The 14366-nt window shown below is 73.8% G+C and carries 10 protein-coding genes; 3 read left to right on the top strand and 7 right to left on the bottom strand.

Annotated elements, in window-relative coordinates:
* Positions 1-146: 146 nt before the first annotated feature.
* Both AB0C02_RS25780 and AB0C02_RS25785 read right to left on the bottom strand, forming a co-directional pair.
* Positions 147-1367, bottom strand: coding sequence for an LCP family protein (locus AB0C02_RS25780; protein WP_357551514.1), 1221 nt, complete (start codon positions 1365-1367; stop codon positions 147-149).
* Positions 1368-1597: 230 nt separating this feature from the next.
* Positions 1598-2734: a CoA transferase gene (locus AB0C02_RS25785; RefSeq protein ID WP_357551515.1), complete on the bottom strand. Its 1137-nt coding sequence runs from the start codon at positions 2732-2734 to the stop codon at positions 1598-1600.
* A gap of 164 nt (positions 2735-2898) precedes the next feature.
* Here AB0C02_RS25785 and AB0C02_RS25790 point away from each other — a divergent pair, with 164 nt between their 5' ends.
* Positions 2899-3609 carry a hypothetical protein gene (locus tag AB0C02_RS25790; protein ID WP_357551516.1) on the top strand — a complete coding sequence of 237 codons (711 nt, stop codon included), beginning with the start codon at positions 2899-2901 and terminating at the stop codon, positions 3607-3609.
* A gap of 110 nt (positions 3610-3719) precedes the next feature.
* Complete coding sequence (locus AB0C02_RS25795; protein WP_357551517.1) at positions 3720-4988, top strand: hypothetical protein; 1269 nt, start codon at positions 3720-3722, stop codon at positions 4986-4988.
* A 7-nt stretch (positions 4989-4995) separates the two neighbouring features.
* Here the strand turns inward: AB0C02_RS25795 and AB0C02_RS25800 are convergent, their stop codons facing one another.
* Positions 4996-6024, bottom strand: coding sequence for an SDR family oxidoreductase (locus AB0C02_RS25800; protein WP_357551518.1), 1029 nt, complete (start codon positions 6022-6024; stop codon positions 4996-4998).
* Between the two features lie 132 nt (positions 6025-6156).
* On the opposite strand from AB0C02_RS25800, the gene AB0C02_RS25805 reads away from it, so the two are divergent.
* Positions 6157-7950: a glycoside hydrolase family 15 protein gene (locus AB0C02_RS25805; protein ID WP_357551519.1), complete on the top strand. Its 1794-nt coding sequence runs from the start codon at positions 6157-6159 to the stop codon at positions 7948-7950.
* Between the two features lie 36 nt (positions 7951-7986).
* On the opposite strand, the gene AB0C02_RS25810 is transcribed toward AB0C02_RS25805, so the two are convergent.
* Genes AB0C02_RS25810 through AB0C02_RS25825 form a run of 4 tightly spaced genes read right to left on the bottom strand, consistent with a single transcriptional unit; the run spans position 7987 to position 14350 of the window.
* Entirely contained in the window at positions 7987-8382 is a 396-nt protein-coding gene (locus AB0C02_RS25810; protein ID WP_357551520.1) for a hypothetical protein, read from the bottom strand.
* Between the two features lie 19 nt (positions 8383-8401).
* Positions 8402-9481 (bottom strand): enolase C-terminal domain-like protein, encoded by a 1080-nt coding sequence (locus AB0C02_RS25815; protein ID WP_357551521.1) that lies wholly within the window; start codon positions 9479-9481, stop codon positions 8402-8404.
* A 4-nt stretch (positions 9482-9485) separates the two neighbouring features.
* Positions 9486-12587 (bottom strand): FAD-binding and (Fe-S)-binding domain-containing protein, encoded by a 3102-nt coding sequence (locus AB0C02_RS25820; protein WP_357551522.1) that lies wholly within the window; start codon positions 12585-12587, stop codon positions 9486-9488.
* Complete coding sequence (locus tag AB0C02_RS25825; RefSeq protein ID WP_357551523.1) at positions 12584-14350, bottom strand: thiamine pyrophosphate-dependent enzyme; 1767 nt, start codon at positions 14348-14350, stop codon at positions 12584-12586. The genes AB0C02_RS25820 and AB0C02_RS25825 overlap by 4 nt, the downstream gene beginning before the upstream one ends.
* Positions 14351-14366 lie beyond the last annotated feature (16 nt).

A 14366-nucleotide genomic window follows, 5' to 3' on the forward strand; every position in this document is an offset into this window, starting at 1 on the left:
TGCACGATCTGGTCAGCGACACCATCGACGCCGACCTGCGCTGGCGGGACCCGCAGGGATACGCGGAGATGCACCGCAAGGTGGGTACGTCGGCGCGCCGAGGTCGGCGTCGCGGCCCACCGATCGTGGTGCTGACCGAACACCGTCTAGTGAGCGGGCACCGCCGGCCCGGAGTCGGTCACCCAGTCCGGATGGGCGGCGACGAACGCGTCGACGGTGTCGTCCCGGACCGCCTGCAGCAGTTGCAGGCTGGTCGGGCTGAGAATCTCGGCGCTGCCCACGCCCGGCACGGTACGGCTGTTGAACGTGCCGTTGTTGGTCTTGATCGTGGTGATCGAGTCGGGGCGGATCCCCGACATGGCGAAGGCCCAGTCCTCCAGCGGGAGGCCGCCGTCGTCGACGGTCATGGCCTGGCCGACCGCCGACAGCAGCCCCGGCAGCTTGGTCGGCGAGTTGAGGCCCTCGGTCACCACCTGGCGCAGCACCGCCTTGATGAACTGCTGCTGGTGGCGCTGCCGGCCGTAGTCGAAGTCCTTGTTCGCCAGCAGGTCCCGCTGCCGGACGAAGTCCAGCGCCTGCGTCGGGTCCAGGCACTGGTTGCCCTTGGCGTAGACGTTCGGGGTGACCCCGGGGATGCGCTGGTTCACCGTGCCGTCGGGGTTGATCTTGTACGGCGCCGCCCGCTCGCCGGTCTTGTCGTCATGCCCCACGTGGATCGAGGTCGTGGTCTCGTCGACGTACATGCAGACCTGACCGAGGACCTGGACGATCTTCTTGAAGCCCTGGAAGTCGATGATCGCGCCGGCGTCCGGAGTGATTCCGGTGAGGTCGCGAACGGTCAGCGCCAGCAGCTCGAAACCGTGCGACGTCGCCGACGCGCCGGTGAGCCCCCGGCCACCGAACGCGAAGGCAGCGTTGATCTTGTTCTGCCCGCCGCCGTACGACGTCGCGCCGTTGTCGTAGGCGGGGATGGTGACCAGCGAGTCCCGCGGCAGCGAGACCAGGTACGCCTGGCTGTGGTCCGCCGGAATGTGCAACAGGATGATCGAGTCGGACCGGACGAGCTCGCTGGCGTCCTGGTTGGGGCGGGCGTCCACCCCGACGAGCAGAATGTTCTTCGCCCCCGTGATCGTCTGGTGCTGACGTGAGGCCGCGGCGGCGCCGAGCAGGTCCTGCCGGGTGATCTTGCTGGTCGCGCTGTGCAGCAGGAACGCGCTGCCACCCAGCGCCACGGCGCTGAGCGTCGCCAGCGTGGCGCCGACGGCCACGCACCACCGGGCCCAGCGGGGCCACGGCCGACGGGCCGGCCGCCGGGATCCTGCCGGCCCGTCGCTCGGCTCAGAGACAGTCGTGCTGGCGTACGACACGTGACTCCTTTGAGTAACCGGGGGAACACAAGTCGCTCCAGGCTATGTCGGCCGCGATCCGGCGGACAGGTCGCCGGCTGTGAACTGCCTGGTAGGGCGGCTGCCCAGGCCCCGCATCCGGCCACACACGGGACGGCCCGCCAGGTAATGCCACTACTCCGGACGGGCCCCTGTGGGCCGGGTCACAGCGGTGGGATCACGCGCAGCGCCGCCGGCACGCGCACGGAGGGTCAGCCCGCCAGCCAGGCGCGGATCTCCGCGCCGTGTTCGTCCAGCCCGGGTGGCGGCAGGTCGTAGCGCGGCGGGGTCGCGGACAGGCCGATCGGGTTGCGTACCCCGGGCACGCCGTCGACGGTGACGACGGGTTCGAGCCCCAGTTCGCCGGCCAGGGCGACGCCGCCGTCGACCGTGTTGATCGGGCTGCACGGCACACCCGCCGCGCGCAGGTCGTGGAACCACTCGTCGCTGGACCGCCCGCGCAGCCGCGCCACCAGGAGCGGACGCAGCAGCTCGCGGTTGGCGGTGCGGTCCTGGTTGCGGCGGAAGCGCGGGTCGTCGGCCAGCCCCGGCAGGCCGAGGACCTGGCACAGGGTGCGGAACTGCCCGTCGTTGCCGGCGATCACGACGAGTTCGCCGTCGGCGGTGGGCAGCGGCTCGTACGGGAAGATGCTCGGGTGGGCGTTGCCCATCCGGAACGGCACCGTGCCGGCGGCGACCTGGGCGCTGCTGTGGTTTACCAGGCCGGACAGGGCCGAGGAGAGCAGGTTGACCTCGACGTGCTGGCCGACGCCGGACTGCTGCCGGTGGTGCAGGGCGGCGAGGATCCCGACGGCCGCGTGCAGCCCGGCCAGCACGTCGAACACGGCGACCCCCGCCTTGTACGGCGGCCCGTCCGGTTCGCCGGTCAGGCTCATCAGCCCCGCCGCCGCCTGGACCATCAGGTCGTACCCGGGCAGGTCCGCGCCGGCCGCCGTCCCGAAGCCGCTGATCGAGGCGTAGACGATGCCGGCGTTGGTGGCGGCGACGGTGTCGTGGTCGAGGCCGAAGCGGCGCAGCGCGCCCGGCCGGAAGTTCTGGACCAGGACGTCGGCGCGCCGGGCGAGCCGGTGAGCCAGCGCCAGGTCGCCGGGGTCGGTGAGGTCCAGGACCACCGAGCGCTTGTTGCGGTTCACGCCGAGGTAGTAGGTGGCGATCCCGTCGCGGACCGGCGGCATCCAGGTGCGGGTGTCGTCGCCGCCCGGCCCCTCCACCTTGATGACGTCGGCGCCGAGATCGGCGAGGAGCATCGTCGCGTACGGGCCGGCGAGGATCCGGGAGAAGTCGGCGACGAGGATCCCGCGCAGCGGCCCGGACCGGTCCTCTCCCATCGCAGCCCTCCCCGGTTGCCGCCCAGCCGGCACCACCGTACCGACGGCCCGCCGTCGGCAGGGATGCGGGCCGGTCGATGACATTCCGTTCATCAACGGACCACGGACACGCGACGCCGACCAGAATCGCAGCCGTGAGCGGATGGTCACGCAGAGCCGTAGCAATGCTGGGTGCTGTCATCACCGTGGCGGCCGGTCCGGCCCCGGCTGCGGCGCACGGTGGCGGCCAGCAGATCCCCGACGCGGCCTACTACCGGGCCGATCTCGGCGCCGTCACCCCGCAACCGGCGGGTATTCGGGTAGGCGTCGACCGGGGCGGTGAGTGGATCGAGATCACCAACTCCGGGTCGGACGAGGTGATCGTGCTCGGCTACAGCCGGGAGCCGTACCTGCGGATCACCGCGACGACGGTGCAGGAGAACCAGCTGTCGCAGACGACGTACCTCAACCGCAGTCTGTTCGCCGACGCCCTGCCGGCGGGGCAGGATCCGGGTGCGCTCGCGCCGGCCTGGAAGACCATCGGCGCCAAGGGCACCGCCCGCTGGCACGACCACCGCATCCACTGGATGGGGCAGGCACGGCCACCGGCGGTCGAGGCGGACCCGGGACACCCGCACCCGGTCGGCGACTGGACGGTGCACGCGACGGCCGGCGGGCAGCCGTTCGCCATCACCGGCCAGCTGCGCTGGCTGGGTAAGCCCGACGAGGCCGGCGCCCGAATCCCCCAGTGGCTGCTGCTCACCCTGGAGGCGATGGGCATCGTCGTCCTGCTGGGCGTCGGCCTGTGGGCGCGACGCGGTCGCCGGGGTACGGACCGGGCGGCAACCCCGGCCGGGGTCACCACGCCGGACGGCGCCGGCGCGCAGGCCGGCTGATCCGGCGCGCGCGGTGGACGCCGGCGGACCACCAGGCCGGCCCCGGCCTCGGACGCGCCGCGCCAGCCCGGTCCGCGTGTCCTTCTCGGACGGCGCCCGTTGTACGGAACGTGCAGGCGAAAGGATCCGCCGTCGCGACGAGCCCCACGGCAGGACCCGCCCGACGGCAGGTCGAGTGGGCCCGACGCGAAAACGACCGACGGCGGCGGGCGTACGCCGCGCAGGCCGAGGCCTGGCGCCGGCACGAGGACCATCTCGTCCGGCTACGAATCGAGGCCACCGGGTTCCTCGGGTGCACGCAGCCACGGGCCGGCCTGCCGACCGAACTCGACCACGACGAGGTCGTCTACCGCATACTCCCGGCCGCGGAGCTGGTCGAGGCCGCGGCCCGGCACCTCACCGGGTTACCCGCGCCGGGGCTGACCGTCGCGGTGGCCACCGTCGCGGAGCCGGGGCGGGCGCTGCCGGCGGGCCTACGGGTCGTCGACGCCGGCATGGCCGTCGTGACCGACCGTCGCGTCGTCTTCGCCGGGCGAGACGGCCGACGCGAGTGGACGTACGCCGGCATGTTGGGCCCGGGGCACCACCCCGACCTTCCGATCACCCTGCTGCACGGCGCGCAGGGCCGCCGACCGGCCGGGTTGCGGATCCCGGCGGCCACCGCGGTGAACACCCGCTTCTACCTCACTCTCGCGTTCGCCACCGCCACCGGGGCCCGCGCGGCCATCGTCTCGCAGCTCGACGCGTTGCTGGCGGCCCACCGCGCCGCCCGGCCGACGCCACCGCCGGCGGTGACGCCGGAGCAGGCTCCACTCCCCCTGCCACGTCCCGGGCGGGTGACGGCAGCCGCCGCCGTCCTCGTCGTGGTGCTGTTGGCGGCGCTGACCACCGGCCCGGTCCCGGCAGCTCCGGCCGACCTGCCGTACCGGGCGCAGGCGTCGACGGGCGGGAGCGCCGCGCCCCCGAACACCGACCGGGCCACCGGCAGCGCTGACCCGAGCCCGCCCACCGACCCGCCGGACGGTCCGGGGTCGCGGCCGGCGCCGGCCACCACCGCGATCCGGCCCGTGGCCAGGGCCGCCGCGGGTGAGCCGGTCACCCAGCCCGTGACCGGTCGAGGCGCCGTTCCGGCGACACCCGGCACGGCCACCACGCCCGCGCCGACCGCTCCGTCCGGGCCGACCGCGACACCCACCGCGCCCGCGCCGACCGCTCCGTCCGGGTCCACCGCGACACCGCCACCCGCGACGGACCCACCGACCACGGAACCCGCCCCGAGCACGGCACCCAGCCCGGCACCGCCGGCGCGAAGCGCCTGCCCGGAACTCCTCCGGCTGCCGCTGGTCGTGCCGCTGCTGTGCTCCCTGACCGGCCCGTGATCGGGGGTCAGTGGCGGCGGCGGGCCAGGACGCCGACCGCCGCGGTGGTCAGGCCGGCACCGGTGAGGCCGGCGGCGGTGACCAGCCGGTGCCGGGACAGCCAGGCCTGAGGGCTGTGCTGGTGCGCCCGGCCGGTGAAGCTGCCCCGCGCGCCGTAGTCCCGGCCCTGCGGGCCGTCCGCCGGCTGCCACAGGTTGACCGCCCGGTCGTGGTCGGCCGGCCGGTCGGTCTGCTGGGACCGGTAACCGGTCCGGCCGAGGTAGCGGTCGAGCAGGCCGGGGACGATCCGGTTGCCGAGGATGGTCAGCACGGTCGCGACGCCCACCCAGTACTCCCGGCGTCCGGGCCGGTCGGCGGCGCCGACGATGGCCCGGGCGGCGACCTCCGGCTCGTAGATCGGCGGCACCGGTTGGGCGTGCCGGGGCAGCCGGGACAGCAGCCAGTCGAACTGCGGGGTGTTGACCGCGGGCAGGTGCGCCATGGTCACCTTGACGTTGCTCTTGTCGTGCATCAGCTCGCAGCGCAGCGCCTCGGTGAACCCGACGATGGCGTGTTTGGCCCCGCAGTACACGGCCTGCAACGGGATGCCCCGGTACGCCAGCGCCGACCCGACCTGGACGATGGTCCCCCGGTCCCGGGGCACCATGTGGTGCAGGGCCACCCGGGTGCCGTGCACGTAGCCGAGGTAGGTGACCTCCGTGGCCCGGCGGAACTCCTCCGGTCGAACCTGCTGGAACGGGGCGAAGACCGAACTGAACGCGTTGTTGATCCACAGGTCGATCGGCCCGAGTTCGGCCTCGATCCGTTGGCCGGCGGCCACCACCTGGTCGTAGTCGGCCATGTCCACCTCGACGGGCAGGGCGCGACTGCCGGCTGCCCGTACCTCCTCGGCTACGGCGTCGAGGCCGGTGCGTCCCCGGGCCAGCAGCGCGATGGCGATCCCGCGTCGGGCGAGCAGGCGGGCGGTGGCCCGTCCGACCCCGGCGCTGGCCCCGGTGATCACCGCCACCTGTGCGTTCTGTCGGTTCCGGCTCATCTCATCCCCCGACGTCGTCCGTCCCGTGCAGGGGCTGTACCCGGGCACGGGCTGGTCGAACCGGAAGCGTTCGGGCTCCGGGCAGGTGTGGGCCGGCCGGCGACGGGGTAGGCGCGGCGGGAGGTGGTGCCGGTGGGACGGGACGAGCGGTCGCCCGGGTCGACGACCCGGGACGCCCACGAGCCGACCGTGCTACGCGAGTACGCCCTGCTCGCCGACGGTCACCGGGGCGCCCTCGTCGGGCCGGACGGTAACGTGACCTGGCTCTGCGCGCCCGGGTGGGCGGATCCGCCCGTGTTCAGCAGTCTGCTCGGCGGTCGGGGCGACTACCTCGTGACACCGGCGAACCGGCGGTTCGTCTGGGGCGGCTACTACGAGCCGGGCTCGCTGGTGTGGGTGAGCCGCTGGGTGACCACGGACGCGATCATCGAGTCCCGCGAGGCCCTGCTGTTCCCCGGCGAGGAGCGGCGGGTGGTGCTGCTGCGCCAGATCCACGCGGTGGACCGGGAGGCGGTCGTCCACGTCCGGCTCGATCCCCGCGCCGATTTCGGCCGCGAGCCGGTGCGCGAGGTGCGCCGGGACGGGGCGTGCTGGCGGGCCCGTACCGGCGACCTGTACCTGCGGCACAGCGGTGGGGAGCGGCTGCGGCCCACCGCCGACGGACTGCTCTGCGGCGAGCTGACCATCCCGGCCGGCGGGCGGCACGACCTGCTGCTGGAGATCGCGACGCGGCCGCTCGACGCCGAGCCACCCCGGCCGGACGAATTGTGGCGGACCACCGAGCACACCTGGGGGGTGTCCGTGCCGCCGCTCGCCGGCGGGCCCGCCCAGCGGGACGCGGTGTTCGCGTACGCCGTGCTACGTGGCCTGACCCGGCCGGGTGGCGGCACGGTGGCGGCGGCGACCATGGCGCTGCCCGAGCGGGCGCTCGCCGGCCACAACTACGACTACCGCTACGCCTGGGTGCGGGACCAGGCCTTCGCGGGCCAGGCCGCCGCCCTTGTCGGTCGGTATGAGCTGCTGGACGACGCGGTCGCCTTCCTCACCCAACGGGTGCTCGCCGACGGCGACCGGCTCGCCCCCGCCTACACCGTCGACGGCAAGCCGGTGCCGCCGCAGCACGGCCTGGAGTTCCTGCCCGGCTATCCGGGGGCGTCGCCCCGGGTCGGCAACTGGGTGCGGGAGCAGTTCCAGCTCGACGTCTTCGGCGAGACCCTGCTGATGCTCGCGGCCGCCGGACGGCACGACCGGTTGGACGACGCCTCCTGGCGGGCGATGGAGTTGGCCGCGCGGAGCATCGGGGAACGCTGGCAGGAGCCCGATTCGGGCGTCTGGGAGCTGCCGGCCCGGCAGTGGACGCATTCGAAGCTGATCTGCGTGGCCGGGCTGCGGGCGGCCACCCGGATCGCACCGCCCGGGTTGGCGGGGCGGTGGGAGGCGCTCGCCGACACGATCCTCGCTCACGCCGGGGCTCACGGCCTGCACCGGTCGGGACGGTGGCAGCGGGCGTACGACGACGAGCGGGTCGACGCGGCGCTGCTGTTCCCCGCTATCCGGGGGGCGCTGCCGGCGGGGGATCCGCGTACCGAGGTGACCCGCCGGGCGGTCCTGGCCGAGCTGGGACGCGAGGGCTACCTGTACCGGTTCCGTCCGGACAGCCGCCCGCTCGGCGACGCGGAGGGCGCCTTCCTGCTCTGCGGGTTCGCCGCGGCGCTCGCCACCTGGCAGGCCGGCGACGCGGTGGGCGCCACCCGGTGGTTCGAGCGCAACCGGGCCGCGTGCGGCTCACCGGGGCTCTTCACCGAGGAGTACGACGTGCAGCAGCGGCAGTTGCGTGGCAACTTCCCGCAGGCCTTCGTGCACGCGTTGATGCTGGAGACCGCGGTGGCCCTCGGCCAGGCCGAGGCCTGCCCGGCCCCGCACTGACGAGGCCCGCATCCTCGACCGTCCGTCGGCCGCGCCTCACTCGGGCCGCGGGCGGCCGCCGGTCGCGCGGGCTCGCGGCGAACGCCGGGCCGCGCACAGGTCCAGCACGATCCAGCTGCCGGCGATCGCGCTGTCGAGCAGGGCGAGCCGGCGCTGCCGGCGGTCGACGGCGGCGAGCGCCAGCGCGCTCGTCGCGTGCAGCAGGTCCGCGGCGGCCCCGGCGACGAGTACCGCCGGGACCGGCCGGCGCAGGGTCATCGCCGCCTGGGCCAGGTGCCGCACGCCGAGCACGCGCAGCGTCCCCACCGCGAGCCCGCTCGGGTGGCCCCAGCGGCTCAGCACCCGGCGCGGCGCCACGACCAGGGTCGCACCCCAGGCCAGCCGGGCGAAGCCGCTGGTCTGCCACACCGGCGCCGGGGCCCTCGGGTCCATCGCCGCTCCTTCCCTCGGCTCACGCCACCCGGTGCTGCTCCGCCTCGGCGGCCCGCAGTTCGAGCCCGTTGCCGGGCCGGTCCAGGGGTACCTCGGCGACGCCTCCGGTGGCCGACACCGCCCCGTCGAAGAGCATCGACTCGATCCGTACGTGGTCGTGGAACCACTCGAGGTGGCGCAGGTTCGGCACGGCGGCGGTGACCGCCAGGTGCTGGTGCGGCGCGCAGTGCGCCGACACCTGCAGGCCGGCCGCGGCGGCCACCGCCGCCGCCCGCAGGAACTCGGTGATGCCGCCGCAGCGGGTGACGTCGATCTGGAGGCAGTCGACGTACGGGGCCATGCGGTGGAAGTAGACCAGGTCGAAGCCGTACTCCCCGGCTGCCACGTCCGGCCGGACCTGGTCGCGGACCAGCCCGAGGCCGGCCAGGTCGTCGGAGCTGACCGGCTCCTCGTACCAGCGCACGTCCAGGTCGGCGGCGGCCCGCATCACCCGGACCGCCTGCTTGCGCTGGTAGCCGCCGTTCGCGTCGACGTACAGCTCGGTCTCGTCGCCGATGACCCGCCGGGCGGCGGTCATCCGGGCCAGGTCGCGCGGCACGTCGGTGCCCCAGGACTCCGCTATCTTGATCTTCACCCGGGGGATGCCCTGGTCGTGCACCCAGCCGGCGAGCTGGCGGCGCTGCCGCTCGTCGTCGTAGGTGGTGAAGCCGCCGCTGCCGTAGACCGGCACCGTGCGGCGGGCGGTGCCGAGCAGCCGGGCCAGCGGCAGGCCGTGCCGGCGGGCCTTGAGGTCCCAGACCGCGCAGTCGGCGGCGGACAGCGCCAGCCCGGCCACCCCGGGCCGCCCGGCGTTGCGCAGCTGATGCTGCATGGCCGCCCAGACGGCCGGCACGTCGTCGGGGTCCAGGTCGGCCACCACCGGGGCGAGCAGCTCGGTCACCACCGGCACCACGGCCGCCGGGCCGTAGGTCCAGCCGAGGCCGGTGTGTCCGTCGGCCTCCGCCCGGACCAGTGCCAGGGTGGTACCGGACCAGGCGAGGGTGCCGTCGCCCTCCGGGGCGTCGGTGGGCACCCGGTACGCCGCCGCGCTCAGCCGCACCCGGTCACCGTCCCCGCCGGGCCGCCCAGGCGGCGAGCGCGGCCACCGGGGCCAATGCGGCCAGGCCGACCAGCCCGAGGGCGGCCCACCGGGCGGCCCTCGGCGGGGGCGCGGGCCGGGTGGCCCAGCTGTGCTCGGGCCGCGGCGGGACCGACCCGCCGTGCAGGCCGGCGCGGAGCAGCTCGGCCAGGTGGATCGCGCGGCGGCCGGCCGCCGCGCTCTGCTGGACCTGGGTACGGCAGCTGAAGCCGTCGGCGAGGATGACGTCGGTGTCGGCGGCGTCGCGTACGGCGGGCAGCAGCACCCGTTCGGCGCACGCCTCGGAGACCTCGTAGTGCCCCTGCTCGAAGCCGAAGTTGCCGGCCAGGCCGCAGCAGCCGGAGTCGAGGAAGTCGGCGCGTACCCCGGCCTCGGTGAGCACCGCCTGGTCGGCGGCGGTGCCCAGGATCGCGTGCTGGTGGCAGTGGGTCTGGATCAGCGCGTGCGCCGGCAGCCGGGGCGGTCGCCAACCCGGGCTGTGGTCGTGCAGCAGCTCGGCCAGGGTGACGGTCTGCTGGCGCAGCTTGGCGACGTCCTGGTCGGCGGGGAACAGCTCGTGGGCGTCGCTGCGGAACACGGCGGCGCAGCTCGGCTCCAGGCCGACCACCCGGGTGCCAGCGCGCAGGTGCGGGCGCAGCACGTCCACGGTCCGCTGGAGTACCCGTTTGGCGATGCCGAGCTGGCCGGTGGAGATCCAGGTCAGGCCGCAGCAGACCGGCCGGTCCGGCACGCGTACTCGCCAGCCGGCGGCCTCCAGCACCTCGACTGCGGCCTGCCCGATGCCCGGCTGGAATTGGTTGGTGAAGGTGTCCGGCCAGAGCAGCACCTCGCCGCGGGAGCCGTCCCCGTGGGGTGCCCGGCGGGCGAACCAGCGTTGGAACGACTCCGGGGCGAAGAGCGGGATATCGCGGCGCTGGTCGATCCCGCCGGCCGCCTTGGCGAGCCGGCCCAGACCGGGAGCCTGCGCCAGCGCGTTCGCTGCCCGGGGCGCGGCCCCGCCAAGCGCGGCGACCACCGGCAGCCAGCCCATCGAATAGTGCGACCGGGGGCGCAGCCGGCCCGCGTAGTGGTGCGACAGGAACTCCGCCTTGTAGGTGGCCATGTCCACGTTGACCGGGCAGTCCGCCTTGCAACCCTTGCAGGCCAGGCAGAGGTCGAGGGCGTCCCGGACGGCGTCGGAGCGCCAGCCGTCGCCGATGGCCCCGCCCCGGGCGGTGCCGTCGAGCATCTCGAACAGCAGCCGGGCCCGGCCCCGCGTCGAGTGCTCCTCCTCCCGGGTGACCATGTACGACGGGCACATCACCCCGCCGTGCGGCCGCCGACAATCGCCGACGCCGACGCAGCGCAGCACGGCGCGGTCGAAGCTCCCGTCGTCGGGGTAGCGGAAGTGGGTCTCCCAGCCGCCGTGGTTGTAGTCGACGCCGAGGCGGAGGTGACTGTCCAGCGGGTAGGGGGCGACCGCCTTGCCCGGGTTCATCAGGTTGTCCGGGTCGAAGATGGCTTTGACCTGCCCGAAGGCGCGGATCAGCCGGTCGCCGAACATTTTCGGCAGCAGTTCGCCCCGGGCCTGCCCGTCGCCGTGTTCGCCCGAGAAGGAGCCGCCGTACGACACCACCAGGTCGGCGGCGCGCTCGATGAACGATCGGAACTGGCGTACGCCCTCGGCGGTGGTCAGCTTGAACGGGATCCGGGTGTGCACGCACCCCTGCCCGAAGTGCCCGTACAGGGACGCCTGCTCGTAGCCGCACTCCCGGTAGAGCGCGGCGAGATCGCGCAGGTAGTCGCCGAGCCGCTCCGGCGGCACGGCCGAGTCCTCCCAGCCCTCCCAGGTGTCGGCCTCGCCGGGCACCCGGGCGGTGGCGCCGAGGCCGGCCTCGCGGACCCCCCACATCTGTTCCTCGTGGGCCTCGTCGTCGAAGCGGTGCACGGTCGGCCCGTCCTCGCGCCGCAACGCGGCGAGCATCCGGGCGAGGGCCGCCTCCGCCTCCTCCGGCGTGTGGCCGCCCATCTGGACCATCAGCCAGCCGCCGCCCTGCGGCAGCAGGTGCACGGCGGCGGCGTGCAGGTGCTTACGCTTCTCGAAGCTGATCAGCTTGTCGTCGAGGCCCTCGAGGGCGATCGGGTCGTACGGCAGGATCCGTGGCACGTCGTCGGCGGCGGTGGCGATGTCCGGGTAGCCGAGGAAGACCATCGCCTTGGCCGGCACCACCGGGACCAGCTTCAGCCGGGCCCGCAGCACGGTGACCAACGTGTTTTCGGAGCCGGCCAGGGCCTGCGCCACGTGGAAGCCCTTCTCCGGCAGCAGGCTGTCGAGACCGTAGCCGGAGACCCGGCGCGGAATGTCCGGGTAGCGGGTACGGATGTCGCTGGCGTACTCGTCGCGCAGGGCCCGCAACTGGCGGTAGATCTCGGCCTGGCGGCCGCCCCGGCGCTGGATGGCGGCGTACTCGTCGTCGCTGGTCTGGCCGACCCACATCCGGGTGCCGTCGTAGAGCAGCACCTCCATCTCGACGAGGTTGTCGACAGTCTTGCCGGCGCGCTGCGCCGTCGACCCGCAGGAGTTGTTGCCGATCATCCCGCCGATGGTGCAGTGGGTGTGGGTCGACGGCTTGGGGCTGAATTCCAGCCGGTACGGGGCCAGCAACTCGTTGAGCGTGTCCAGCACGATGCCCGGCTCCACCAGGCAGGTCCTCGCCTCGGCGTCCACCTCGATCAGCCGGTTGCAGTACTTCGACCAGTCGATCACGACGGCGGTGTTGGTGCACTCGCCGGCCAGGCTCGTGCCGCCGCCGCGGGAGAGCACGGGGACGCCCATCCGGCGGCACACGCCGAGCGCGGCGACGGCGGCCTCGACGGTACGCGGCACGACCACGCCGAGCGGCACCTGCCGGTAGTTGGAGCCGTCCGTGGAGTAGGCGCCGCGCGAGCCGGCGTCGAACCGGACCTCGCCTTCGACCACCGGGCGCAGCGCCGCCGCCAGAGCATCGAGGTCCACGTCGGTGACGGGCGCGGGTGCCCGGACCACGGGGTCGGGCAGCGCGATCGGACGAGCGGCGACCCGGGTCATGACCGCAGCTCGTTGATCTTGTCGCGGGCGACGGTGGCCACGGTGGCCACCTTGTGCGGCTGGCCGCGCAGGAACGCCTCGGTGAAGTGCTTCGCCTGGTCGTACTGGACCTTCCCGGGCATCGGCGGCTCGTTCGGGTTGACGTCGCAGTCGACCAGCGCCGGACCCGGATGGGCGAGGGCCTCCCGGATCACCCCGGGCAACGCCTTCGGGTCGGTGACCTTCGCGCCGTAGCCGCCGCAGGCCCGGGCCCAGGCGCCGAAGTCCGCCTCCGGCTGCTGGTGCCGCACCGCGTACTCGGGGTAGCCGAGGATGATCTGCTCCCAGAGGATCTGCCCGTACGCGTTGTTGTTGTTGATGATCACCTTGATCGGCAGCTCGTGCCGGACGGCGGTGAGGAACTCGGCCATCAGCATGGCGAACCCGCCGTCGCCGACGAAGGCGATCACCTGCCGGCCCGGGTACGCGTGCTGCATGGCGACCGCGTACGGCAGGCCCGGCGCCATCGTGGCCAGGTTGCCCGACAGGTAGAACTCCCGGTTGCCGCGGATGGTCCAGTGCCGGGCGGCCCAGGTGGCGATGGTGCCGGAGTCGCACGTCAGGATCGCGTCGGAGGTGGCCGCCTCGTCGACGCAGCTGATCAGGTACTGCGGGGCGATCGGGTCGCGGGACGGGTCCTGCAGGGCGACCATGTCCGAGCGCCACGCGTCCCGCTCCCGCTGGTACTTCGTCAGGAAGGACCGGTCGGAGCGGCGCTGGAGCATCGGCAGCAACTGCTGCAACGCCAGCCGGGCGTCGGCGGTGACCGGTGCGTCCACCGGCAGCCGCATGCCGATCAGGCTGGCGTCGATGTCGATCTGCACCACGCGGGCCTGCCCCGGCTTCGGCAGGTACTTCGCGTAGGGGAAGGAGGTGCCGACCATCAGCAGGGTGTCGCACTCCTCCATCAGCTCCTCGCTCGGCCTGGTGCCGAGCAGGCCGAGGCCGCCGGTGGTGAGGGGGTGATCGTCGGGCACCACCATCTTGCCGGACAGTGTCTTGACGATCGGGCTTCCCAGCGCCTCCGCAACGGCGATGATCTCGTCGCGGGCGTGCCGGGCGCCGATGCCGACCAGCATGGCCACCTTCCTGCCGGCGTTGAGCACCTCCGCCGCCCGGGCCAGGTCGGCCTGGGCCGCCGGCACCGCCGGCTGCGACGCCAGGGGACTGCTCATCGGCGGTTTCCCCGGGCTGACGCTCCGGTACGGGTCCTCGCCGGCCACGGCGACCTGCACGTCGTTCGGGAAGGTCAGGTGGGCCACCGTCCGCATGGCCAGGGCGTGGCGGATGGCGATGTCCACCACCCCGGGCACCTGCTGCGGGTTGGTAACCATCAGGTTGTAGGCCGCCACGTCCTGGTAGAGCAGCTCGGTGTGCACCTCCTGCTGGTAGTGGGCGCCGAGCACCGAGGTCTCCTGCATGCCGGTGATGGCCAGCACCGGCATGTGGTCGAGCTTGGCGTCGTACAGCCCGTTGAGCAGGTGGATGGCGCCCGGCCCGGAGGTGGCGGCACAGACGCCGATCCGGCCGGTGGCCTTGGCGTAGCCGGTAGCCATGAAGGCCGCCGCCTCCTCGTGGTGCACCAGGACGAACCGCAGCTTCTCCCGCTGCCGGCGAAAGCCCTCCATCAGGCCGTTGATGCCATCGCCGGGCAGGCCGAAGACGGTGTCGACCCCCCACTCCACCAGTCGTCGGGCCAAGATGTCGCCTACGATCTCCTCCACCTTGTGCCTCCTGATC

Source organism: Micromonospora sp. NPDC048999, assembly GCF_040649295.1.
Taxonomy (GTDB): Bacteria; Actinomycetota; Actinomycetes; order Mycobacteriales; family Micromonosporaceae; genus Micromonospora.